The sequence below is a fragment of the Variovorax sp. Soil_C_26 genome, from assembly GCF_057657075.1.
Window position 1 is genome coordinate 1 of record NZ_JBDGJC010000005.1, and the last position, 20,058, is coordinate 20,058.

The window sequence follows — 20,058 nt, forward strand, 5'->3', positions numbered from 1 at the left end:
CTGCGCTTCGCCATCCGTGAAGGCGGCCGCACCGTGGGTTCGGGCGTCGTGGCAAAGATCCTCGACATCTAAGCCGGACGCAAAGGAAGCACCATGGCCACCAAGCAAAAAATCCGCATCCGCCTCAAGGCATTCGACTACAAGCTGATCGACCAGTCGGCAGCCGAAATCGTCGACACCGCCAAGCGCACTGGCGCGATCGTCAAGGGCCCCGTGCCCCTGCCGACCCGCATGAAGCGTTTCGACATCCTGCGTTCGCCGCACGTCAACAAGACGTCGCGTGACCAGCTCGAGATCCGCACGCACCAGCGCCTGATGGACATCGTCGACCCGACCGACAAGACCGTGGACGCGCTGATGAAGCTCGACCTGCCGGCTGGCGTCGACGTCGAGATCAAGCTGCAGTAATCCGGCTTTCTCCGCGTCAACCAGCGCGAGCCCGCCTGCAGAAATGCAGGCGGGCTTTTTGTTTGCTTTCCTGGATGTGGCATCCTCGCCCAACGGCCTGCTGTTCAAGGGGGCATCGACCGCGACTGGAACAAGGACGGACCAGCAATGAACGACAAGCGCTTTCTGGCATGTGTGGCGGCCTGCATCGCCGTCCTTTTTCTCGCTGGCTGCGGTGGGGGTGGGGGAGGGGGAGGCGGCGGGGGCGGACTGATCGGCTTTCCACTGCCGGTGGCGCCGGCGCCGGGCTCGGTGGTCCTGAGCGGCACCGCCACCTACGAATTCGTACCGAACCAGAGCGGTCCGCTGGTGTACGCCGCTTCGGCTCCCAAGCCGGTACGCGGCGCCATGGTGGAAGTGCTCGATGCGGGCACTTCGGCGGTGCTCTCCACCACCACCACCACCGACAGCGGTGCCTATGCGGTCCCGGTGCCAGCCAACGCAATGATCTCGGTGCGCGTGCGCGCGCAGCTGATCCGCAGCGGTCCTGGGGCCAGTTGGGACGTCACGGTGCGGGACAACACCCGTTCGAGCGCCCTCTACGCGCTGCAGACCGGTGCTTTCTCTTCCGGCGCGGCCGCCCAGGTGCGCGACCTGCATGCGCCCTCGGGCTGGGGCGGTTCGGGCTACACCGGCGAGCGAGCGGCCGCACCGTTTGCGATCCTCGATACCGTCTACACCGCGATGCAAAAGGTCTTGTCGGTCGCGCCCGCGTCGGCATTCCCGCCGCTGAAGGTCTTCTGGAGCCCCAACAATGCGAAGACGGGACCCGTGATCAACCTGCCCGCGGGACAAATCGGCACGACATTTTTCTGGAACCGCGACAGCGGACGCGAAATCTACGTGCTCGGCAAGGAAGACGCCGACACCGACGAGTACGACAGCTCGGTGATCGCCCACGAATGGGGGCACTACTACCAGTCGGCCTTCAGCCGTGACGATTCGATGGGCGGCTCCCATGCGCAGCAGGAATTGCTCGATCGCCGGTTGGCTTTCTCCGAAGGCTTCGGCAATGCGTGGTCGGGCATTGCGCTGGCGCGTCGGAACTACGTCGATTCGCTGGGTGCCGGGCAGTCGGACTCTATTGGATCGCTCAATATGGACTTGTCGGCCGGTGCGACCAGCATACCGGGCTGGTACCGGGAACCGTCGATCCAGTCGATCCTCTGGAACCTCGACCAGCAAGTCGGCTTCAAGCCGATCCATGACACGCTGACCGGCTTCCAGTTCAGGAGCGGCGCCGCCGTGACTTCGATCCACAGCTTCGCGGCCGCCTTCAATGCGACGGCGCCGGGCAGCGCGGGGGCGTTGGCCGCCCTGCTCGCCGGGCAGAACATCGCCGCGACGAACGATCCCTATGGCGAGGCGGAAAGCAATAGCGGCGGGATTCCCGACACGATCCCGCTGTACAGGCGCACCAGCGTGGGCGCGCCGCCGGTTCGGGCCTGCGTCTCCAGCCAGGCCGGCCTGGGCAACAAGCTCGGTAATTACTCCTACGTCCGCTTCACGGCGCCCGATAGTCGCAGCTACGTGGTCACCGTCAGCGGCCCGCCGGGCTCTGCAGCCTCCTTCGAGATCTTCCGCGGCGGGTCGGTCGCCCGGAATGACAGCACGGTCTCCCTGTCCGGCGGCGACTACGTCCTGGCCGTGTCCGACCTCGGCAATCCCGGAACGCAGAGATGCTTCAACGTCTCCATCCAATAGCAGCAAGACGAAAGGCCGCCATGAACTTCCGTTCCAATCCGTCCTTGGCCATTGTGTGCCTGGTACTGGCGGCGGCCGTGCCGGCAACGGTCCTGGCCAGCGGCGGGCCCTCGTCGCCGAAAGGCGGGCAGCAGGGCGCGGTGCCGCCGGGCACCGCCGGCCAGAAGCCCGGCGGCTCCGGCGTCGTTGTCCAGTACCAGGTCGGTGCCACGCCGCAGCCCGGCCAGCCCACGCCCGTGGTCCTGCAGTTCGACGGTGTGACCGCACCGGACGGCGCCACGGTCCAGTTGACCCCCGACTCGGGCCTCAGCCTGCAAGGGAGCGCGACGCTGACGCTGCCGCAAGGCCGAAGCACGGCCACCGTGCGCGTCGCGAGCGAACGCCAAGGCCTGGCCTACCTCAACGTGTTCATCAGCCAGGGTGGCGTCTCGAGCGTGATTTCCATCCCGATCCAGACCGGCGGGTCGGCGCCCGCGCTGAAGTCCACGGGAGAGATGAAAACCACGCCCGACGGCGAGCGCATCATCACACTGCCTGTCAAATAGGCAGCGAACGGTCGCTTGCGCCAACCTGGCGGACCGGGCTATAATCGCCGGCTCTGCCCAAATTGCGCCTGCGCGAAAACGCCTGCACAGTGGAGGGCGGAGATTTATCAACCTTCTTTCGCAAGCCGCGAAACCATCGGTCGACCGGCTAAACGCTGTTGCCAATTGAAGTGGCAGCGGCGAAAGAGGATCCATTTTTTGGAGAAAACAAATGAGTCTGAGCAACTCCCTCGGGTTGCTGGGCCGCAAGGTGGGGATGATGCGTCTCTTCACCGATGACGGGGACGCAGTTCCTGTCACGGTGGTGGATGTGTCCAACAACCGTGTGACCCAGATCAAGTCGCAAGAGGCCGACGGCTACGTCGCGCTGCAAGTGACGTTCGGTTCGCGCAAGGCTTCGCGCGTGACCAAGCCGCAAGCCGGCCACCTCGCCAAGGCGGGTGTCGAAGCTGGTGAAATCATCCGCGAATTCCGCGTTCCCGCCGATACCGCCGACCAGCACAAGCCTGGCGCCGTGATCGCCGCGAGCAGCGTGTTCGCCGTTGGCCAGAAGGTCGACGTGCAGGGCACCTCGATCGGCAAGGGCTTCGCCGGCACCATCAAGCGCCACAACATGAGCTCGCAACGCGCGTCGCACGGCAACAGCCGTTCGCACAACGTGCCCGGCTCGATCGGCATGGCGCAGGACCCCGGTCGCGTGTTCCCCGGCAAGCGCATGACGGGCCACCTCGGCGACGTCACCCGCACGACGCAGAACCTCGACCTGTTCCGCATCGACGAAGCACGTCAACTGTTGCTCATCAAGGGCGCGATCCCGGGCGCAAAGGGCGGCTTCGTCACCGTGCGTCCCGCCATCAAGGCCAAGCCGCAAGCGGCCGAAGGAGCGAAGTAATGCAACTCGAACTCCTGAACGAACAGGGCCAGGCCGCGTCGAAGTTCGACGCCCCCGAGACCGTGTTCGGCCGTGATTACAACGAAGACCTGGTCCACCAGATCGTCGTTGCATTCCAGGCCAACGCCCGCCAGGGCACGCGTGCTCAGAAGGACCGCGAGCAGGTCAAGCACTCGACGAAGAAGCCTTTCAAGCAAAAGGGAACGGGCCGCGCCCGTGCCGGTATGACGTCCTCGCCGCTGTGGCGCGGGGGTGGCCGGATCTTCCCGAACATGCCTGACGAGAATTTCTCGCAGAAGATCAACAAGAAGATGTACCGCGCCGGCATGGCCTCCATCTTCTCGCAGCTGGCTCGCGAAGGCCGTCTGGCCGTGGTGGATTCGCTGACTGTGGATTCGCCCAAGACCAAGCCGCTGGCCGCCCGTTTCAAGGCAATGAATCTCGAGTCCGTGCTCGTGATCGCCGAAGAAGTCGACGAAAACCTGTACCTTGCCTCGCGCAATCTGGTCAACATCCTCGTGGTCGAGCCCCGTTACGCCGATCCGGTGTCGCTGGTTCACTACAAGAAGGTGCTGGTCACCAAGGGTGCCGTCGACAAGCTCAAGGAGATGTTCGCATGAGCCGCGTGAACCCTACCGCTGCTGAACGTACGTTCGAAGAAGGCCGCCTGATGGCGGTGCTGGTCGCCCCGATCGTGTCCGAAAAGGCCACGATGGTCGGCGAGAAGTCGAACGCTGTCACTTTCAAGGTGCTGCAAGACGCCACCAAGCCCGAGATCAAGGCCGCAGTTGAACTGATGTTCAAGGTCGAAGTCCAGGGCGTGTCGGTGCTCAACACCAAGGGCAAGACCAAGCGCTTTGGCAAGTCCATCGGCCGCCGCGACAACGTTCGCAAGGCCTATGTGATCCTGAAGCCAGGTCAAGAGCTCAACCTCGTCGGGGAAGGCGCTTAATCATGGCCGTCATCAAGATGAAACCCACTTCGCCGGGCCAACGCGGCGCGGTGAAGATCTCGCGGGACCACCTGTACAAGGGTGCCCCTCACGCGCCGTTGCTCGAGCCGCAGTTCCAGGCTGCCGGTCGCAACAACAACGGTCACATCACGATTCGCCATCGCGGCGGTGGTCACAAGCATCACTATCGCGTTGTCGACTTCGTGCGCAACAAGGACGGCATCCCGGCCAAGGTCGAACGCATCGAATACGACCCGAACCGCACCGCCCACATTGCCCTGGTCTGCTACGCCGACGGCGAGCGCCGGTACATCATCGCCCCGCGCGGTCTGGAAGCCGGTGCAACGCTGCTGAGCGGTTCGGAAGCCCCGATCCGCGCCGGCAACACGCTGCCGATCCGCAACATTCCGGTGGGTTCGACGATCCACTGCATCGAGCTGCAACCCGGTAAGGGCGCGCAGATCGCACGTTCGGCCGGCACGTCGGCCACGCTGCTGGCTCGGGAAGGCGTCTACGCCCAGGTCCGCATGCGTTCGGGTGAGGTGCGTCGCATCCACATCGAATGCCGCGCGACCATCGGCGAAGTGGCCAACGAAGAGCACAGCCTGCGCCAACTCGGCAAGGCCGGTGTGAAGCGTCACATGGGTATTCGCCCGACCGTTCGCGGCGTGGTGATGAACCCGGTCGACCACCCGCATGGTGGCGGCGAGGGCAAGACTGGCGAAGGCCGCCATCCTGTCGACCCATGGGGCAACCTGACCAAGGGCTATCGCACCCGTAACAACAAGCGCACGCAGGTCTTCATCGTGTCGCGTCGCAAGAAGTAAGGGATAGCCAATGACTCGCTCTCTCAAAAAGGGTCCGTTCGTCGACCACCACCTCGTGGCCAAGGCCGACAAGGCCGTGACGACCAAGGACAAGAAGCCGATCAAGACCTGGTCGCGTCGCTCGATGGTTTTGCCCGAATTCATCGGCCTGACCATTGCCGTACACAACGGCAAGCAGCACGTGCCCGTGTACATCACCGACCAGATGGTCGGCCACAAGCTCGGCGAATTTGCGCTCACGCGCACGTTCAAGGGGCACCCCGCGGACAAGAAAGTCCAGAAGAAGTAAGGAACGACCATGTCTGAAACACGTGCAGTCCTCCGCGGTGTCCGCCTCTCGGTCGACAAGGGCCGTCTGGTCGCTGACCTGATCCGCGGCAAGAAGGTCGATCAAGCGCTCAACGTTCTGCAATTCACGCAGAAGAAGGCCGCTGTGATCATCAAGAAGGTGCTCGAGTCGGCCATCGCCAACGCCGAGCACAACGACGGTGCCGACATCGACGAACTGAAGGTCAAGACCATCTACGTCGAGCAGGGCGCCACGCTCAAGCGCTTCACGGCGCGCGCCAAGGGTCGCGGTAACCGCATCAGCAAGCCCACGTGCCATGTGTACGTGACGGTTGGCAACTAAGAACGCCTGGAAGAAATATGGGACAGAAAATCCATCCGACCGGCTTCCGCCTTGCGGTGACCCGTAACTGGTCCAGCCGCTGGTACGCAAGCGACCGCGATTTCGCGGGCATGCTGGCCGAAGACATCAAGGTGCGCGAATACCTCAAGAAGAAGCTGAAGAACGCTTCGGTGTCGCGCGTCATGATCGAGCGTCCCGCCAAGAACGCACGCATCACGATCTACTCGGCTCGTCCGGGCGTCGTGATCGGCAAGAAGGGCGAAGACATCGAGAACCTCAAGCGCGAACTGGGCAAGCAGCTCGGCGTGCCGGTGGCCGTCAACATCGAAGAAGTGCGCAAGCCCGAAATCGATGCGCAGCTGATCGCCGACAGCATCACGCAGCAGCTCGAGAAGCGGATCATGTTCCGCCGCGCCATGAAGCGCGCCATGCAGAACGCTATGCGTCTGGGTGCCCAAGGCATCAAGATCATGTCGGCTGGCCGCCTGAACGGCATCGAGATCGCCCGCACCGAGTGGTACCGCGAAGGTCGCGTGCCGCTCCATACGCTGCGCGCCGACATCGACTACGGCACCTCGGAAGCCAAGACCACCTACGGCGTCATTGGCGTCAAGGTCTGGGTCTACAAGGGCGACACGCTGGGTCGTAACGACCTGCCGGCGGTCGAAACGCCGCGTCCCGAAGAAGAACGTCGTCCGCGCGGTCCGCGCCGCGATGGCCGCCCGGGTGGCGACCGTCCGGGTTCGGACCGTCGTGGTCCCGGCCCGCGTGCCGGTGCCCGTGGCCCGATCGGTGGCAACACCGCGCCGGCCGATGGCAGCGACAAGCCCGCAGAAGCAACCGGCGCAGCCGGTGCAGACTCGAAACCCGCCGTTAAGCGCGTCCGAAAAGCCGCGCCCGCTGCAGCAGCGGACGGTGCCAAGACCGAGTAATCGGTCGCTCCCGGGTGCGCAAGCACCTGGGGCCCTCACGGAGTAACAAAACATGCTGCAACCTGCACGAAGAAAGTTCCGCAAGGAACAAAAGGGCCGCAACACCGGCATCGCAACCCGGGGCAACTCGGTTGCCTTCGGTGACTTCGGTCTCAAATGCACCGATCGCGGCCGCCTCACGGCGCGCCAGATCGAAGCCGCTCGTCGCGCGATCTCGCGTCACGTGAAGCGCGGTGGCCGTATCTGGATCCGCGTGTTCCCGGACAAGCCGATCTCGACCAAGCCCGCCGAAGTCCGGATGGGTAACGGCAAGGGCAATCCGGAGTACTACGTCGCCGAGATCCAGCCTGGCAAGATCGTGTTCGAGATCGTCGGCGTGCCCGAAGAACTCGCCCGCGAAGCGTTCCGCCTGGCTGCCGCCAAGCTTCCGCTGCGCACGACGTTCGTCGCTCGCCAGCTCGGCGCCTGAGAGGAGAACATCCATGGCAACACGTAAGAAAAAAGACACCGCGGCGCCCGCCAAGGTGACCAAGGCTGCAACCCTTCGCGAGAAGGACGTTGCAGGCCTGAAAGCCGAGATCAAGGACCTGCAGAAGGCCCATTTCGGTCTGCGCATGCAGAAAGCCACGCAACAGCTGTCGAACACCGCCACGCTGCGCGTGACGCGCCGTGACATCGCTCGCGCCAAGACCATTCTTGCTCAGAAGAGCCAAGAAACCCAAGCCGCCAAGTAAGGAGTGAACATGACGGAAGCTAAAAAATCCCTCAAGCGCACCTTGATCGGCAAGGTGGTCAGCGACAAGCGTGCCAAGACCGTGACCGTGCTGGTCGAGCGCCGTGTGAAGCACGAGCTCTACGGCAAGATCGTGGCGAAGACGAGCAAGTACCACGCCCATGACGAAAATGGCGAGTACAAGCTGGGCGACACCATCGAGATCACCGAAAGCCGCCCGATCTCGAAGACCAAGAACTGGGTCGTGACCCGCCTGGTCCAGAAGGCCCTTCTGGTCTGATCCCCGGCTGGCAACAGCCCCTCGCGAAACGGCCCACAATGTGGGCCGTTTTTCTTTTTCAGGAGCATTCAGATGATCAAAGTCGGCGACACCCTTCCTTCGGCAACCCTGCAGGAATATTCGGAAGTGGAGGGCGAGGGCTGCAGCATCGGCCCCAACCCGGTAGAGGTGAGCAAGGCCGCGGCCGGCAAGACCATCGCGCTGTTCGCGCTGCCCGGTGCCTTCACGCCCACCTGCTCGGCCAAGCACGTGCCGGGTTATGTGCAGCACTTCGACGATTTCAAGGCCGCGGGCGTGGACGAGATCTGGTGCGTGAGCGTGAACGACGCGTTCGTGATGGGCGCCTGGGCGCGCGACCAGAAGACCGGCACCAAGGTGCGCATGCTCGCCGACGGCAGTGCCGAGTTCGCCAAGGCCACCGGCCTCACGCTCGACCTGACCGGCCGCGGCATGGGCCTGCGCAGCAACCGCTACTCGATGCTCGTGAAGGACGGCAAGGTTGCCGCGCTCAACGTCGAGGCGCCCGGCAAGTTCGAAGTGAGCGACGCCGACACGTTGCTGGCGCAAGCGCGCGGCTAATAAAGATCCGCCTTCAGGTAGTGCGCCCCCGCAATGGGGTTGTGATAGTACGGCGGCACCTCTACGAAGCCCAGGTCTTCGTAGAGGGCGCGCGCCGACTCCATATCGTCGAGCGTGTCGAGCAGCACGCAGCCATAGCCGGCCCCGCGTGCCGCGTCGAGGATCGCCTCGGCGAGTTGTCGTCCCACGCCCAGGCCGCGGAAGCCGGGCCGCACGAAGAGGCGCTTCATCTCGGCGGCGTTGGCGTAGTCGGTGTTGTCGAGCGGCCGCAGTGCGCAGCAGCCGGCCACATGCGCCACTGCACCGTTGGCGCGCCGCAGGGTCGGCGCGCGCTGGCCGGTTTCTTCCTTGATGTGCGCCGCGTCGACCAGCGCGAGCAGCAGCGCGCCCCGCGGCTCGGCATAGTCGCCGGGCAGTGTCGCCAGCTCCTCCTCGAAGTTCTGGAAGCACAGGTCGATCTTCAGCGAAGCCGCATAGTCGCGGAAGAGCGCGCGGGCGGCGTCGAACTCGACGGGATCGTCGGGCGTCAGCAGCACGACGGCCGGCGTGTCCGACAGTGGCAGGGGGCGTGAAACCGAAAAGCTCATAGGCGCAGGGTGGCAATCCAGTACGCGATGCCGGCGCACACGGCGAACAGCGCTAGCGCGAGCCCACGCGAGGCGGTGTCGTCGCGACTCGGCGTCACGCGGGCGGTGGGTGCATTGGCGGCGATCAGCTTGTCGCCCGAGAGCATCGGCCGCACCAGCCGGTGTCGTTTCACGAGCACGTAGAAAAGCACGGCCACCACATGCAGGCCAACCAGAACCATCACGATCGTCTTTCCGAAACCCTTGTGCCAGCCCGTGGCGAGGCTCACGACCTCGCCGGAGACGAAGCGGGTGAGCGGCCCCGCCGCGGCAATCTCGTCGTCGGCAACGAGGCCCGTGGTGACCTGCAACGCGAGCACCGCGAGCACGGCAAAGACTGACAGCGCGCCCAGCGGCGTGTGCCCGATGAGATGGTCGGGATGGGCCCGCCCGCGCAGGTAGGCCAGGACGGACCCGGGGCCATAGAAGAACGACGCGAAGCGCGACCACCGCCCGCCGACGAAGCCCCAGAGCAGGCGGAACAGCAACAGCGCGAGCACCGCGTAGCCGAGGCGGAAGTGCCACTCCATCACCCCGCCGAGGCCGGTGGCGATCAGGCCGATTACTGCGACGCCCAGCGCCCAGTGGAAGACGCGCGTCGGCAGGTCCCAGATGCGCGTGGGAACGGGCTCGCTGGACGGGGCGGCCGCGGAGGAGTCGGTCATCGAAAAGGCAGGCTGCGCAGAAATCTGCGGAAGGCGCAGATTAGCAAAGTCCGCGCCGCCGCATGCATCGGGTTGTTGCTATGCGGCGCGGCAGTGCTGCCCCTACACTCGGCCCGGCGCCGCGCTCGACGGTGTCGAACCCACAACGAGGACTCCCGATGATTCGACTTGCTTTGTATGCCCTGGCCGCTTCATGCGCCGCCCTGTCGCTGCCGGCCGCGGCCCAGTTTGCCAAGACCGAAGACGCCATCAAGTACCGCCAGAGTGCGCTGTTCGTGATGGGACAGCATTTTGGCCGCGTCGGTGCCATGGCCAACGGCCGCGCCCCGTATGACGCCGCGGCCGCCAGCGCCAACGCCGAGATCGTGGCCGAGATGGCGAAGCTACCGTGGGCCGGCTTCGGCGCCGGCACCGAGGGCGGCAAGAGCAAGCCTGAAGTGTGGAAGGAAGCCGCCAAGTTCAAGGAGCTCCAGGACAAGATGATCGCCGAAACCGGCAAGCTGGCGGTGGCCGCCAAGGCGGGCAACCTCGACGCGTTGAAGGCGCAGTTCGGCTCGGCGGCCGCGAGCTGCAAGGCCTGCCACGACGATTTCCGCAATCGGTGACCGCTAACAAAGGTCTGGCGGTGAGGTGTGCCGCGGAAAATTCCCGCAATTCGCCGCCAATGGCAGACATCAGAGTCGAAATACACCTTTTCTGACGACGATGGCGCGCAATCGGCGCCATGCTTGGCTGTCGATCGGGAGCGCATGCCGCTCCCGATGCGATCAACCAACAGGAAGGAATTCGAATGACTGAGTTTGCCTACACCCGCATGGCCGTGGCCGTTTCTTTGGCAATGGCCGTCTTCGTGACGCCCGCTTCGGCCCAGGATGCCCAGGTAAAGGAACCAGCCGGCGCAGCAGCAACGGCTGCGAAGCCGGGTGCCGCAAAGGCGGCCGAGGCGCCCAAAGAGGCTGGTGCCAAGTCCATGGACAAGGCCAAGGACGCAGCGTCCGGTGCCGCCGAGGCCCCCAAGGCCGCCGCTGTGAAGCCGGTCGAGGCCAAAAAGGAAGCCGGCGCCAAGCCCGCTGACAAGGCTAAGGAAACGATGGGCGCCGCCGCCGCGGCACCCAAGCCGGTTGCTGTGAAGCCGGCCGAAGTGGCGAAGGAAGCCGCACCAAAGGCCGCGGCCGCAAAGCCGGCCGAGCCCGCGAAGGAAGCCAGCGCCAAGAGCGCCGACAAGGCCAAGGAGATGAGGGGCGAAGCGGCCGCGGCGCCGAAGCCGGTCGCTGTGAAGCCATCCGAAGTCGCAAAGGAAGCAGCCCCGAAGGCCGCTGCGGCAGTGAAGCCGGCCGAGCCCGCGAAGGAAGCCAGCGCCAAGACCGCCGACAAGGCCAAGGAGGTGACGGTCGCGCCTGCCGTGGCACCGACGCCGGTCGCTGTGAAACCGGCCGAAGTCACAAAGGACGCGGCACCGAAGGCCGCCCCCGTGAAGCCGGTCGAATCCCCGAAAACCGGTGCTGCGAAGGCGCCCGGCGCTGAATCCGCCAAGGCAGTCGGCGACAAGCCTGCGGTGGAAAGCGCCAAGACCGCTGCGCCCTGATCCAACGCACCGGGCACGAATCCGTCGAAACAAAGCCCGCCAGCCGGCGGGCTTTTTCACGCCCCAACGCGGCTGCCTCAAGCCTCCGCGAGCAGCTTCTCGATCAGCTTGTGGAGTTCGGCGAAATCGGGTTCGCCGACATAGCGCTTGACGATCTCCCCCTTCTTGTTGACCAGGTAGGTGGTGGGCGTGAGCTTCACGTCGCCCCAGGCCTGGGCCACGCTGCCGGTGTTGTCGATCGCCACCTTGAACGGCAGCTTGCGGGTTTCGGCGAAGTTGACGACGTAGCTCGGTGGGTCGTAGCTCATCGCCACCGCCAGCGTGTCGTAGCCCTGCGACTTGTACTTGTCGTAAGTCGCGATCACCTTGGGCATCTCGGCCACGCAGGTCACGCAGCTCGTGGCCCAGAAGTTGACCAGCGTGACCTTGCCTTTCAGGTCATCGGTGCTTTTCTTGCTGCCGTCGAGCAGCACGAAGGTCGATGCCGGTGCGGCGGTGGCGCCGGAGCCGAAGTACACGCCCACGCCAGCCACCACGGCAAGGGCGACGGCGGTGGCGGCGATGTATTTTTTCATGGCGTCCGATGGAGAAGGGCGGCGCGATTTTAGTTCCGCCATGCCGATCGTGCAGGCATGGGGCCGCTGCGCCCGACCTGGGCGGCCGGCCGGATAATCGCGGTCGATGCCATTGCCCGTTTCCCGTTCCTGGCCTGCGCTGGCCGCCGCCGCCGTGCTGGCCGCCTGCAGCCCCACCTTCAACTGGCGCGAGGTGCCGATCGCCGAGGCTGGCCTGGTGGCGCTGCTGCCCTGCAAGCCCGACCGGGCCGAGCGCGCCCTCCCCCTCGGCGCCGAAGCGGTGCGCATCGCGATGGCGGGTTGCGAAGCGGGTGGCGCGACCTTTGCCGTGGCCCATGCGTCCGCGAACGACCCGGCCCAGGCCGAAGCCTGGCTCATCGCCTGGCGTGCCGCCACGCGCAGTCAGCTGGGCGAAGCCCAGGCGCGCGAAGCGCCGGCCACGCTCAAGAACGCGGCCACCACGCCGGCGCCCGTGCGGCTCGAGGCTGCGCCGCCGCAGCCGGGCGCCGCGCCGCTCCAGGTGCTCTGGTTCGCGCAACGGCAGAAAGACGGGCGGGTGGCGCTGTACCAGGCAACCGTGCTCGGCCGCCCTTCGGCGTCAGACGCGGCGGGAGCCTTTTTCGAGGGTCTGCGCCTTCCCTGAACCGCGGGACGCCTGCTGCGTGATGTTCCCCCTCTACTTCCGCCAGAGCGCCCCGCATAATCAGCGCGTCCTCCACCGTCCCGCATGAACAGCAGCATCCTCATCATTGCCCACTCACCGTTCGCGCAGGCGCTGCGGCGGTGCGCGCTGCATGTGTTCCCCGATTGCGAGCAGCACATCGTCGCGCTCGACGTGCTGCCCAACGTGTCGCCCGAGGAAACGCTGGCTGCCGCGCGCATCACGCTCGCGCAGCAGCTCCACGCGCCGCGTTCGCAGGTGCTGGTGCTCGCGGACGTGTTCGGTGCCACGCCCTGCAACGTGGCGCAGAAGCTTGTGGACGGCGTGCGTTCGCGGCTGATCGCGGGGGTCAACCTGCCGATGCTGCTGCGCGCCGTGACCTACCGCCATGAGCCGCTCGACTCGCTGGTGCAGCGCGCCATCGCGGGCGGCACCGCGGGCGTCATGCAGGTGGCGGTGGCGGCTCCCCAGAATCAGGCCAAGAGAAAGCACAGTGATCAAGAAATCCGTGACCATCAGCAATAAGTTGGGCTTGCACGCGCGTGCATCTGCCAAGCTCACCAAACTCGCCGGCAGCTTTCCCTGCGAAGTGTGGCTCTCGCGCGGCGATCGCCGCATCAACGCCAAGAGCATCATGGGCGTGATGATGCTGGCCGCGGGGATCGGCGCCACGGTGGAGCTGGAGACCAACGGTCCGCAGGAGGAAGAGGCCATGCAGGCCCTCCTCCAGCTGATCGACGACAAGTTCGGCGAGGGTGAATAAGGTCCCGGCATGACGATCTCGATCCACGGCCTTCCCGTTGCGCGTGGCATCGCCATCGGGCGTGCGGTGCTGGTGGTGTCCAGCCGCATCGACGTGGCGCACTATTTCATCAAGCCCGAGCAGATAGAAACCGAGATCGACCGTGTGCGCAGCGCGCGCAACCAGGTGGCCGAGGAGCTCGCCAAACTGCAGACCAGCGTGTCGCAGATGGGCCCCAACGATGCGCCGCACGAGCTCGCGGCGCTGCTCGAGGTGCACCAGCTGCTGCTGCAGGACGAGGCGCTCACCGGTGGCGTGAAGCACTGGATCACCGACCGGCTCTACAACGCTGAATGGGCGCTGACCACGCAGCTCGAGATCATCGCGCGCCAGTTCGACGAGATGGAGGACGAGTACCTGCGCGAGCGCAAGGCCGACCTCGAACAGGTCGTCGAGCGGCTGCTGCATCGCATGAAGGGCACGGCCGCGGTGCTCGCGCCGAGCCCGCCGCGCCGCAAGCGCCCGGCCTCCGAAGAAGACGACGACCCGACGGCCGGCGACGGCTTCGACGTGCCGCTGGTGCTGATCGCGCACGATCTCTCGCCCGCCGACATGCTCCAGTTCAAGAAGAGCGTGTTCGCCGGCTTCGTCACCGACGTCGGCGGGCGCACCTCGCACACGGCGATCATCGCGCGCAGCATGGACATTCCGGCCGTGGTGGGCGCGCGCTCGGCCAGCCAGCTCGTGCGCCAGGACGATTGGGTGATCATCGACGGTGATGCGGGGGTGATGATCGTCGACCCTTCGCCGATCATCCTGGCCGAATACGGCTTCAAGCAGCGCCAGGGCGATCTCGAGCGCGGCCGGCTCGCGCGCCTGCGCCACAAGCCCGCGGTCACGCTCGACGGCCAGCGCGTCGACCTGCTCGCCAACATCGAGCTGCCCGAGGACACCGTCGGCGCCATGAAGGCCGGCGCCGTGGGCGTGGGGCTGTTTCGCAGCGAGTTCCTGTTCATGGGCCGCGAGTCGCAGCGCCAGACCCGTCTGCCCGACGAGGAAGAGCAGTACCAGGCCTACAAGCGCGCGGTCGAGGGCATGCAGGGCATGCCGGTGACGATCCGCACCATCGACGTGGGCGCCGACAAGCCGCTCGACGGCAAGGGCAGCTTCAAGCAGGAACACCTGAACCCCGCGCTCGGCCTGCGCGCGATCCGCTGGAGCCTGGCCGATCCCGCGATGTTCCTCACCCAGCTGCGCGCCATCCTGCGTGCGGCCGCGCACGGCGAGATCCACCTGCTGATCCCGATGCTCGCGCACGTCAGCGAGATCCGCCAGACGCTGTCGCTGATCGATTTCGCGCGCGCCGAGCTCGACAACCGCGGCGCCGTGCACGGCCAGGTGAAGCTCGGCGCGATGATCGAGATTCCGGCGGCGGCGCTCATGCTCAAGACCTTCCTGAAGTACTTCGACTTCCTCTCGATCGGCACGAACGACCTGATCCAGTACACGCTGGCCATCGACCGTGCCGACGAAGCCGTGGCGCATCTCTACGACCCGGCGCATCCCGCCGTGCTGAAGCTCGTGGCCGACACCATTGCCGAATGCCGCCGCCAAGGCAAGGGCGTGGCGGTGTGTGGCGAAATGGCGGGCGATGTGGCCTTCACGCGCCTGCTGCTGGGCCTTGGGTTGCGCAGCTTCTCGATGCATCCCTCGCGCATCCTCGCGGTCAAGCAGGAAGTGCTGCGTGCCGACACCACCAAGCTCGAAGCCTGGGCGCAGGGCGTGCTCGAATCGGACGACCCGGCCGCGGCCCTGGCGGGCTGACGGCGCGCGCGCCGGCCGCGCGCACTGAAAAGAAACGAAACACGCCGAAACCGCGGCGAAAGGACTTGCCGCGCCGCGGCAAGCACCATCAGGTCTCCTCTTCACCACCGAAAGAAAGACCTGACATGAAATCCCTCTCCCAGTATTCGCAGTTCCCGCAACTCGTTGCCGTCGCATCCTTCGCCATGCTCGCTGCGGCCGGCGCCAAGGCCGAAACCTATGAAGGCGTGCATCCCGCCGTTTCGGCCATGAGCCGCGCCGACGTCAATGCCGAGGCCGTGCGCACCGCTTCCGCGCCCAACCAGAACGTCGTGCGCGGCTCGCGCGGCCCCGAGACCGTGGCGGTCTCGAAGGACCGTGCCAGCGTCGTGGCCGAGGCCATCCGCACGGCAGCCCAGCCCGACCAGAACGTGACGTCCGGTTCGCGCGTGAACAGCAAGGTCATCTCGACCCTGCAGAACCCGTTCGACGCACGCGCCTCGGCCGCCGGCAGCAGCAGGCTCTGAAACCCGGCCCCGCGGGGCAGCCGGCCCCGGGCCCATCAAGGAACATCATGAAACACTGGATCAAGCGCACCCTTTTCGGTTTCGCCGGCCTCGCGGTCGTCGCAGGCAGCATCGCGGGCTGTGCCAGCCACCGCCATGGCTGGGGCAGCGGCGACAGCGCGGAGTTCCGCGCCAAGATGGTCGAGCGCATCGGCGGCAAGCTGGAGCTCGATACGGCACAGAAGCAGAAGCTCACGGTGCTCGCCGAAAAGCTGCAGGCGCAGCGCGAGGCGATGCGCGGCGGCGAGGATCCGCGTTCGCAGTTTCGAGCCCTGTTCGCCGGCGACAAGCTCGACCAGGCGGGTGCCGCCCGGCTGGTCGAAGAGAAGACTGCGGCGCTGCGCAGCGGAAGTCCTGAAGTCATTGCCGCCGCGGCCGATTTCTTCGACTACCTGAATCCCGCGCAGCAGCAGAAGGTGCGTGACTTCATGGCGCGTGGCGGCCGCCGCTGGAAGCACCATGGCTAGGCTCGCCGCGCCGGTCTTCGCGCGACTTGCGTCGGCGCCCGACCTGACGCTTCGTCCGAGTCGTTCGGCCCATGCTGGCAGCGCCGCTTCGGCGGGGGCGCAGGATGCGGCGGTGGCCGGCGGCGTGCGCACGCTGCTGCGGCTCGAAGGCGTCATGGTGCTCGGCGCAGCATTGGCCGCCTATGCGCAGTTCGGCTCCGGCTGGGGTGTGTTCGCGCTGTGGCTGCTGGCGCCCGACCTCGCGCTGCTGGGCTATTGGGCGGGCCCGCGCATCGGCGCTGCGCTCTACAACACCACGCATTCCTATTTGGGCGCGGTGGGGCTGCTTGCCTTCGGCGTGCTGGCAGCCGCCCCCTGGGCCGTGGCCGGCGGGCTCATCTGGTGCGCCCACATCGGGATCGACCGCGCGCTCGGTTTCGGCCTGCGCTATGCCGCGGGCTTCGGCGCGACACACCTGGGCCGCCTCGGAAGGCCCGACCCGTGGTGAGGATGCCGCGATGGCACGCCACACGGACACCACCGACACCGGCGGGGGTGCCGACATGCCCGCAGGCCTGATCGTCAGTCAACTGTTCGCCAGAAGGCACAATCCCGCCATGCCGCGCATCCTGCTGATCGACGACGACGAGCACCTCGCCGCGCCGCTTGCGACCTACTTCGCACGCTTCGGCTGCACGCTCGAGAGTGCGATGCGGCCGAGCGAAGGGCTCGCGAGGTTGCGCGCCGAAAGCTACGACGCAGCCATCCTCGACGTGATGCTGCCCGAGATGGACGGCTTCGAACTGTGCCGCGAGATCCGCAAGGAGAGCGACATTCCGATCGTCATGCTCACGGCGCGCGGCGAGGTGATGGACCGCGTGGTGGGCCTCGAGCTCGGTGCCGACGACTACGTGCCCAAGCCCTTCGAGCCGCGCGAGCTGGTGGCGCGGGTGCAGACCATCCTGCGGCGCCAGCGCGCGGCGGCGCCCGCGCCGGCCGGCACGCAGCTGCGCGTGTTCGACGGCCTGACGCTCGATCTCGACCGGCGGCAGGTGACGCGGCAGGGCGAGCGCGTCGAGCTCACCGGCACCGAATTCGAGCTGCTGGCGCTGCTCACGGCCGAACCCGGCAAGGTGTTCAGCCGCGACGACATCCTGAACCGGCTGCGCGGCCACGAAGCCGAGCTCTACACGCGCGCGGTCGACATCGTGGTGAGCCGTCTGCGCAAGAAGCTCGAGCCGCTGGACTGCATCAAGACACTGCGCAATGCCGGCTATGCGCTGGCCGTGGCGCGCAGCAGCGAGCCTGCATGAAGGCCGAGCGCCGGCGCGGGCTGCGCGAGGCCTGGCACGGCATTGCCTGCCGCGGCGAGGAACTGCACCGGGAGTGGCATGCGCAGTGGCACGAGAAGGTGCAGGGCAAGCGCCGCTGGCGCCGGTCGCTGCGCATCCGGATCGTGATGATGTTCATGCTGCTCGCGCTCGTCATGGCGGCGGTCTTCATGGGCGGCATGAAAAGAGCGTTCTCGACCGGCTGGGCCGAGGCGGCGAAGCCGATGCTGGTCGACTATGCCGACCGGCTCGTGGCCGAGATCGGCACACCGCCCGAGGTGGCGCGCGCACAGGCCCTGGTGGCGCGGCTGCCGATCACGATCCGCATCGTCGGGCCCGCGGTCAACTGGGATTCCCACCCGCATGACAACGACGGAGGCAACGGCCGCGCCGGCTGGATGCACGGCCGCGACGACGACGAGCCCTCGGGCGAGAAATGGTTCATCCGCCCGACCGCCGACGGCCATCGCGTGATCTTCGGCTGGTCGCCCCGGCTCTGGCAGAACGCGCCGCGCGCTGCAGGCTGGGCCACGCTCGGCATGCTGCTGCTGCTCGTGGTGCTCGGCTATGCCTATGTGAACCGGCTGCTGCGCCCGCTGATCGACATCCGCGAAGGTGCACAGCGCTTCGGCCGCGGCGAGTTCACCGCACCGATTCCGGTGCGCCGCAACGACGACCTCGGCGACCTGGCTGAGCGCATCAACACCATGGCCAACGACATCCAGGCCATGCTCGACGCCAAGCGCGGGCTGCTGCTCGCATTGAGCCACGAGTTGCGCTCGCCGCTCACGCGTGCCCGGCTGAATGCCGAGCTGCTGCCGGCCAGGGCCGAGGGCGCGGCCGAGCGCGAGGCGCTGCTGCGCGACCTCAACGAAATGCGCGACCTGATCAGCGACCTGCTCGAGAGCGAGCGGCTCGCGAGCCCGCATGTGGCGCTGCTGCGCGAGCCGGTCGACCTTGCGGGCCTGGTGCGCGACACCGTGGCCGAAATGCCGGGCGCGCACAAGCTGCACCTCGACCTGGCCGAAGGCCTGCCGCCGCACTCGGTCGACCGCACGCGCATCCGGCTGCTGTTGCGCAACCTGCTCGACAACGCACTGCGCTACAGCACCGATGCGCCGCGCGCGCCCAGCGTGGCGCTGCGCGCGGTGCTCGACGGACCCGCGTTGCAGGGCGTCGAGATCGAGGTGCGCGACCACGGCCCGGGCGTCGAGGAGGCGCAGCTCGAACGGCTGACCGAGCCCTTCTACCGCACCGACGGCGCGCGTGCGCGGACGACCGGCGGCGTCGGGCTCGGCATGTACCTTTGCCGGCTGATCGCCGAGGCGCACGGCGGCAGCATGACGGTGCGCAACGCGCAGCCCGGGCTCCGGATCATCGTGCGGCTGTAGGCGCGATCGCGCTGTCGCCTGCGCTACCAGGCGCTGCGCGCCGCAGGGCTACGATGCGCCTCCCTGCAGCGCCATCGAACAAGGAGACTCCCATGAGCAGCCCTCTCGTCAACCACCAGGTTCGCCTCGCCAAGCGCCCCGAGGGGGCCGCCACGCGCGAGCACTGGCGCTTCACCACCGAGTCGGTCGGCGAGCCTGCCGAGGGCGGGGTGCTGGTGCGGACTCTGTCGCTCTCGCTCGATCCGGCGATGCGCGGCTGGCTCAACGATGCCCGGAGCTACATCGCGCCGGTGGCCATCGACGAGGTCATGCGCGCCGGCGGCGTCGGCCGCGTCGCGGCGTCGAAGAACCCGCAGTTCGCGGTGGGCGACACCGTCTACGGCACGCTCGGCGTGCAGGAATATTCGCTCGTCGCGCAAGAAGACATCCAGCGCAGTGGCCTCTCGAAGATCGACCTCGGCATGGGCACCCTTCACCAGTGGCTCAACGTGCTCGGCATGCCCGGCATGACCGGCTACTTCGGCCTGATGGAGGTGGGCCAGCCCAAGGCCGGCGAGACGGTGGTCATTTCGGGCGCTGCCGGTGCCGTGGGCCAGACCGTGGGCCAGCTCGCCAAGATCAAGGGCTGCCGCGTGGTCGGCATCGCGGGCGGCGCCGCCAAGTGCGACTGGGTCGTGAAAGAGCTGGGTTTCGATGCCTGCATCGACTACAAGGCCGGGCCCGGCGCGGTCCGCGAGGGGCTCAAGGCGCATTGCCCGAAGGGCGTGGACATCTACTTCGACAACGTCGGCGGCGAGATCCTCGACGCGGTACTCGCGCGGCTCGCGCGCAAGGCCCGCGTGATCATCTGCGGCGCGATCAGCCAGTACAACAACGCCAACAGCATGCCTTCGGCCGGCCCGCGCAACTACCTGAGCCTGCTGGTGAACCGCGCGCGCATGGAAGGCATCGTGGTGTTCGACTATGCCGACCGCTACCACCTTGCCGTGGCCGAGCTCGCGGGCTACCTGAAGGACGGCCGCATGAAGAGCAAGGAAGACGTGGTGGTCGGGCTCGACACCTTCCCGGAAGCGCTGAACCGGCTTTTCAGCGGCGAGAACTTCGGCAAGCTGGTGCTGCAGGTGGCGGCAGACTGACGCGCCCGC

30 protein-coding genes are annotated in these 20,058 nt (G+C 66.8%); 27 read left to right on the plus strand and 3 right to left on the minus strand.

Going from position 1 to position 20,058, the window contains the following annotated elements; translation table 11 throughout:
- The 15 genes from AC3A6G_RS15675 to AC3A6G_RS15745 all read left to right on the plus strand — a co-directional run.
- Positions 1-72, plus strand: a 72-nt coding sequence (locus AC3A6G_RS15675) for an EF-Tu C-terminal domain-related protein (RefSeq protein WP_487861899.1), incomplete at its 5' end; no start/stop codon positions are given.
- Positions 73-93: 21 nt separating this feature from the next.
- Positions 94-408 (plus strand): 30S ribosomal protein S10, encoded by a 315-nt coding sequence (gene rpsJ / locus AC3A6G_RS15680; RefSeq protein ID WP_007838118.1) that lies wholly within the window; start codon positions 94-96, stop codon positions 406-408.
- Between the two features lie 147 nt (positions 409-555).
- A complete protein-coding gene (locus AC3A6G_RS15685) occupies positions 556-2,151 on the plus strand; it encodes a hypothetical protein (protein ID WP_487874010.1) in 1,596 nt (531 codons plus the stop codon).
- Between the two features lie 20 nt (positions 2,152-2,171).
- Positions 2,172-2,696 carry a hypothetical protein gene (locus AC3A6G_RS15690; protein ID WP_487874011.1) on the plus strand — a complete coding sequence of 175 codons (525 nt, stop codon included), beginning with the start codon at positions 2,172-2,174 and terminating at the stop codon, positions 2,694-2,696.
- 211 nt (positions 2,697-2,907) lie between these two features.
- Positions 2,908-3,588: a 50S ribosomal protein L3 gene (gene rplC / locus AC3A6G_RS15695; RefSeq protein ID WP_487862453.1), complete on the plus strand. Its 681-nt coding sequence runs from the start codon at positions 2,908-2,910 to the stop codon at positions 3,586-3,588.
- Positions 3,588-4,208 carry a 50S ribosomal protein L4 gene (gene rplD / locus AC3A6G_RS15700; protein WP_487862454.1) on the plus strand — a complete coding sequence of 207 codons (621 nt, stop codon included), beginning with the start codon at positions 3,588-3,590 and terminating at the stop codon, positions 4,206-4,208. The genes rplC and rplD overlap by 1 nt, the downstream gene beginning before the upstream one ends.
- Entirely contained in the window at positions 4,205-4,540 is a 336-nt protein-coding gene (rplW, locus tag AC3A6G_RS15705) for a 50S ribosomal protein L23 (protein ID WP_487862455.1), read from the plus strand. The genes rplD and rplW overlap by 4 nt, the downstream gene beginning before the upstream one ends.
- 2 nt (positions 4,541-4,542) lie before the next feature.
- Complete coding sequence (gene rplB, locus AC3A6G_RS15710; protein ID WP_055807934.1) at positions 4,543-5,367, plus strand: 50S ribosomal protein L2; 825 nt, start codon at positions 4,543-4,545, stop codon at positions 5,365-5,367.
- Positions 5,368-5,377: 10 nt separating this feature from the next.
- Entirely contained in the window at positions 5,378-5,656 is a 279-nt protein-coding gene (rpsS, locus tag AC3A6G_RS15715; RefSeq protein ID WP_007838132.1) for a 30S ribosomal protein S19, read from the plus strand.
- Between the two features lie 9 nt (positions 5,657-5,665).
- Positions 5,666-5,998 (plus strand): 50S ribosomal protein L22, encoded by a 333-nt coding sequence (gene rplV, locus AC3A6G_RS15720; RefSeq protein ID WP_007838134.1) that lies wholly within the window; start codon positions 5,666-5,668, stop codon positions 5,996-5,998.
- Between the two features lie 17 nt (positions 5,999-6,015).
- Positions 6,016-6,930, plus strand: a complete 915-nt coding sequence (gene rpsC, locus AC3A6G_RS15725) for a 30S ribosomal protein S3 (protein WP_280814123.1) — start codon at positions 6,016-6,018, stop codon at positions 6,928-6,930.
- A 52-nt stretch (positions 6,931-6,982) separates the two neighbouring features.
- Entirely contained in the window at positions 6,983-7,399 is a 417-nt protein-coding gene (gene rplP, locus AC3A6G_RS15730; RefSeq protein WP_021012789.1) for a 50S ribosomal protein L16, read from the plus strand.
- A gap of 55 nt (positions 7,400-7,454) precedes the next feature.
- Positions 7,455-7,664 (plus strand): 50S ribosomal protein L29, encoded by a 210-nt coding sequence (rpmC, locus tag AC3A6G_RS15735; RefSeq protein ID WP_487862548.1) that lies wholly within the window; start codon positions 7,455-7,457, stop codon positions 7,662-7,664.
- 9 nt (positions 7,665-7,673) lie between these two features.
- A complete protein-coding gene (gene rpsQ / locus AC3A6G_RS15740; RefSeq protein WP_487862456.1) occupies positions 7,674-7,943 on the plus strand; it encodes a 30S ribosomal protein S17 in 270 nt (89 codons plus the stop codon).
- Positions 7,944-8,015: 72 nt separating this feature from the next.
- Positions 8,016-8,522 (plus strand): redoxin family protein, encoded by a 507-nt coding sequence (locus tag AC3A6G_RS15745; RefSeq protein WP_487874012.1) that lies wholly within the window; start codon positions 8,016-8,018, stop codon positions 8,520-8,522.
- On the opposite strand, the gene AC3A6G_RS15750 is transcribed toward AC3A6G_RS15745, so the two are convergent.
- Positions 8,519-9,109: a GNAT family N-acetyltransferase gene (locus AC3A6G_RS15750; protein WP_487862458.1), complete on the minus strand. Its 591-nt coding sequence runs from the start codon at positions 9,107-9,109 to the stop codon at positions 8,519-8,521. The genes AC3A6G_RS15745 and AC3A6G_RS15750 overlap by 4 nt on opposite strands.
- A complete protein-coding gene (locus tag AC3A6G_RS15755; RefSeq protein WP_487865955.1) occupies positions 9,106-9,813 on the minus strand; it encodes a cytochrome b/b6 domain-containing protein in 708 nt (235 codons plus the stop codon). The genes AC3A6G_RS15750 and AC3A6G_RS15755 overlap by 4 nt, the downstream gene beginning before the upstream one ends.
- A 158-nt stretch (positions 9,814-9,971) precedes the next feature.
- On the opposite strand from AC3A6G_RS15755, the gene AC3A6G_RS15760 reads away from it, so the two are divergent.
- The gene (locus tag AC3A6G_RS15760; protein ID WP_487865956.1) at positions 9,972-10,418 is read left to right on the plus strand and encodes a c-type cytochrome; all 447 of its coding nucleotides are present in this window, start codon (positions 9,972-9,974) and stop codon (positions 10,416-10,418) included.
- Positions 10,419-10,627: 209 nt separating this feature from the next.
- A complete protein-coding gene (locus tag AC3A6G_RS15765) occupies positions 10,628-11,398 on the plus strand; it encodes a histone (protein ID WP_487874013.1) in 771 nt (256 codons plus the stop codon).
- Positions 11,399-11,475: 77 nt separating this feature from the next.
- Here AC3A6G_RS15765 and AC3A6G_RS15770 read toward each other — a convergent pair whose 3' ends face one another.
- Positions 11,476-11,973, minus strand: coding sequence for a TlpA disulfide reductase family protein (locus AC3A6G_RS15770; protein WP_487862462.1), 498 nt, complete (start codon positions 11,971-11,973; stop codon positions 11,476-11,478).
- A 106-nt stretch (positions 11,974-12,079) separates the two neighbouring features.
- Here AC3A6G_RS15770 and AC3A6G_RS15775 point away from each other — a divergent pair, with 106 nt between their 5' ends.
- From AC3A6G_RS15775 to AC3A6G_RS15820, 10 genes are all read left to right on the plus strand, one after another.
- Positions 12,080-12,616, plus strand: coding sequence for a hypothetical protein (locus AC3A6G_RS15775; RefSeq protein WP_487865958.1), 537 nt, complete (start codon positions 12,080-12,082; stop codon positions 12,614-12,616).
- 84 nt (positions 12,617-12,700) lie between these two features.
- Complete coding sequence (locus AC3A6G_RS15780) at positions 12,701-13,159, plus strand: PTS sugar transporter subunit IIA (protein WP_487862464.1); 459 nt, start codon at positions 12,701-12,703, stop codon at positions 13,157-13,159.
- Positions 13,128-13,397, plus strand: a complete 270-nt coding sequence (locus AC3A6G_RS15785) for an HPr family phosphocarrier protein (RefSeq protein WP_487862465.1) — start codon at positions 13,128-13,130, stop codon at positions 13,395-13,397. The genes AC3A6G_RS15780 and AC3A6G_RS15785 overlap by 32 nt, the downstream gene beginning before the upstream one ends.
- A gap of 9 nt (positions 13,398-13,406) precedes the next feature.
- The gene (gene ptsP / locus AC3A6G_RS15790) at positions 13,407-15,200 is read left to right on the plus strand and encodes a phosphoenolpyruvate--protein phosphotransferase (protein ID WP_487865959.1); all 1,794 of its coding nucleotides are present in this window, start codon (positions 13,407-13,409) and stop codon (positions 15,198-15,200) included.
- A gap of 125 nt (positions 15,201-15,325) precedes the next feature.
- Complete coding sequence (locus tag AC3A6G_RS15795; RefSeq protein ID WP_487862467.1) at positions 15,326-15,706, plus strand: DUF4148 domain-containing protein; 381 nt, start codon at positions 15,326-15,328, stop codon at positions 15,704-15,706.
- A gap of 47 nt (positions 15,707-15,753) precedes the next feature.
- Positions 15,754-16,212, plus strand: coding sequence for a Spy/CpxP family protein refolding chaperone (locus AC3A6G_RS15800; RefSeq protein WP_487874014.1), 459 nt, complete (start codon positions 15,754-15,756; stop codon positions 16,210-16,212).
- On the plus strand, positions 16,205-16,699 hold the full coding sequence (locus AC3A6G_RS15805) for a DUF4260 domain-containing protein (protein ID WP_487874015.1): 495 nt from the start codon (positions 16,205-16,207) through the stop codon (positions 16,697-16,699). The genes AC3A6G_RS15800 and AC3A6G_RS15805 overlap by 8 nt, the downstream gene beginning before the upstream one ends.
- A gap of 109 nt (positions 16,700-16,808) precedes the next feature.
- Positions 16,809-17,504, plus strand: coding sequence for a response regulator transcription factor (locus AC3A6G_RS15810; protein ID WP_487874202.1), 696 nt, complete (start codon positions 16,809-16,811; stop codon positions 17,502-17,504).
- On the plus strand, positions 17,501-18,913 hold the full coding sequence (locus tag AC3A6G_RS15815) for a HAMP domain-containing sensor histidine kinase (protein ID WP_487874016.1): 1,413 nt from the start codon (positions 17,501-17,503) through the stop codon (positions 18,911-18,913). The genes AC3A6G_RS15810 and AC3A6G_RS15815 overlap by 4 nt, the downstream gene beginning before the upstream one ends.
- 92 nt (positions 18,914-19,005) lie before the next feature.
- On the plus strand, positions 19,006-20,049 hold the full coding sequence (locus tag AC3A6G_RS15820) for an NADP-dependent oxidoreductase (RefSeq protein WP_487874017.1): 1,044 nt from the start codon (positions 19,006-19,008) through the stop codon (positions 20,047-20,049).
- Positions 20,050-20,058: the final 9 nt, after the last annotated feature.

Excerpts from the sequence above, each read along its gene's own strand:
- rpsJ (WP_007838118.1), top strand. The coding sequence starts at position 94 with ATGGCCACCAAGCAAAAAATCCGCATCCGCCTCAAGGCATTCGACTAC.
- AC3A6G_RS15685 (WP_487874010.1), top strand. The coding sequence starts at position 556 with ATGAACGACAAGCGCTTTCTGGCATGTGTGGCGGCCTGCATCGCCGTC.
- AC3A6G_RS15690 (WP_487874011.1), top strand. The coding sequence starts at position 2,172 with ATGAACTTCCGTTCCAATCCGTCCTTGGCCATTGTGTGCCTGGTACTG.
- rplC (WP_487862453.1), top strand. The coding sequence starts at position 2,908 with ATGAGTCTGAGCAACTCCCTCGGGTTGCTGGGCCGCAAGGTGGGGATG.
- rplD (WP_487862454.1), top strand. The coding sequence starts at position 3,588 with ATGCAACTCGAACTCCTGAACGAACAGGGCCAGGCCGCGTCGAAGTTC.
- rplW (WP_487862455.1), top strand. The coding sequence starts at position 4,205 with ATGAGCCGCGTGAACCCTACCGCTGCTGAACGTACGTTCGAAGAAGGC.
- rplB (WP_055807934.1), top strand. The coding sequence starts at position 4,543 with ATGGCCGTCATCAAGATGAAACCCACTTCGCCGGGCCAACGCGGCGCG.
- rpsS (WP_007838132.1), top strand. The coding sequence starts at position 5,378 with ATGACTCGCTCTCTCAAAAAGGGTCCGTTCGTCGACCACCACCTCGTG.
- rplV (WP_007838134.1), top strand. The coding sequence starts at position 5,666 with ATGTCTGAAACACGTGCAGTCCTCCGCGGTGTCCGCCTCTCGGTCGAC.
- rpsC (WP_280814123.1), top strand. The coding sequence starts at position 6,016 with ATGGGACAGAAAATCCATCCGACCGGCTTCCGCCTTGCGGTGACCCGT.
- rplP (WP_021012789.1), top strand. The coding sequence starts at position 6,983 with ATGCTGCAACCTGCACGAAGAAAGTTCCGCAAGGAACAAAAGGGCCGC.
- rpsQ (WP_487862456.1), top strand. The coding sequence starts at position 7,674 with ATGACGGAAGCTAAAAAATCCCTCAAGCGCACCTTGATCGGCAAGGTG.
- AC3A6G_RS15745 (WP_487874012.1), top strand. The coding sequence starts at position 8,016 with ATGATCAAAGTCGGCGACACCCTTCCTTCGGCAACCCTGCAGGAATAT.
- AC3A6G_RS15750 (WP_487862458.1), bottom strand. The coding sequence starts at position 9,109 with ATGAGCTTTTCGGTTTCACGCCCCCTGCCACTGTCGGACACGCCGGCC.
- AC3A6G_RS15755 (WP_487865955.1), bottom strand. The coding sequence starts at position 9,813 with ATGACCGACTCCTCCGCGGCCGCCCCGTCCAGCGAGCCCGTTCCCACG.
- AC3A6G_RS15760 (WP_487865956.1), top strand. The coding sequence starts at position 9,972 with ATGATTCGACTTGCTTTGTATGCCCTGGCCGCTTCATGCGCCGCCCTG.
- AC3A6G_RS15765 (WP_487874013.1), top strand. The coding sequence starts at position 10,628 with ATGGCCGTGGCCGTTTCTTTGGCAATGGCCGTCTTCGTGACGCCCGCT.
- AC3A6G_RS15770 (WP_487862462.1), bottom strand. The coding sequence starts at position 11,973 with ATGAAAAAATACATCGCCGCCACCGCCGTCGCCCTTGCCGTGGTGGCT.
- AC3A6G_RS15775 (WP_487865958.1), top strand. The coding sequence starts at position 12,080 with ATGCCATTGCCCGTTTCCCGTTCCTGGCCTGCGCTGGCCGCCGCCGCC.
- AC3A6G_RS15780 (WP_487862464.1), top strand. The coding sequence starts at position 12,701 with ATGAACAGCAGCATCCTCATCATTGCCCACTCACCGTTCGCGCAGGCG.
- ptsP (WP_487865959.1), top strand. The coding sequence starts at position 13,407 with ATGACGATCTCGATCCACGGCCTTCCCGTTGCGCGTGGCATCGCCATC.
- AC3A6G_RS15795 (WP_487862467.1), top strand. The coding sequence starts at position 15,326 with ATGAAATCCCTCTCCCAGTATTCGCAGTTCCCGCAACTCGTTGCCGTC.
- AC3A6G_RS15800 (WP_487874014.1), top strand. The coding sequence starts at position 15,754 with ATGAAACACTGGATCAAGCGCACCCTTTTCGGTTTCGCCGGCCTCGCG.
- AC3A6G_RS15805 (WP_487874015.1), top strand. The coding sequence starts at position 16,205 with ATGGCTAGGCTCGCCGCGCCGGTCTTCGCGCGACTTGCGTCGGCGCCC.
- AC3A6G_RS15810 (WP_487874202.1), top strand. The coding sequence starts at position 16,809 with ATGCCGCGCATCCTGCTGATCGACGACGACGAGCACCTCGCCGCGCCG.
- AC3A6G_RS15815 (WP_487874016.1), top strand. The coding sequence starts at position 17,501 with ATGAAGGCCGAGCGCCGGCGCGGGCTGCGCGAGGCCTGGCACGGCATT.
- AC3A6G_RS15820 (WP_487874017.1), top strand. The coding sequence starts at position 19,006 with ATGAGCAGCCCTCTCGTCAACCACCAGGTTCGCCTCGCCAAGCGCCCC.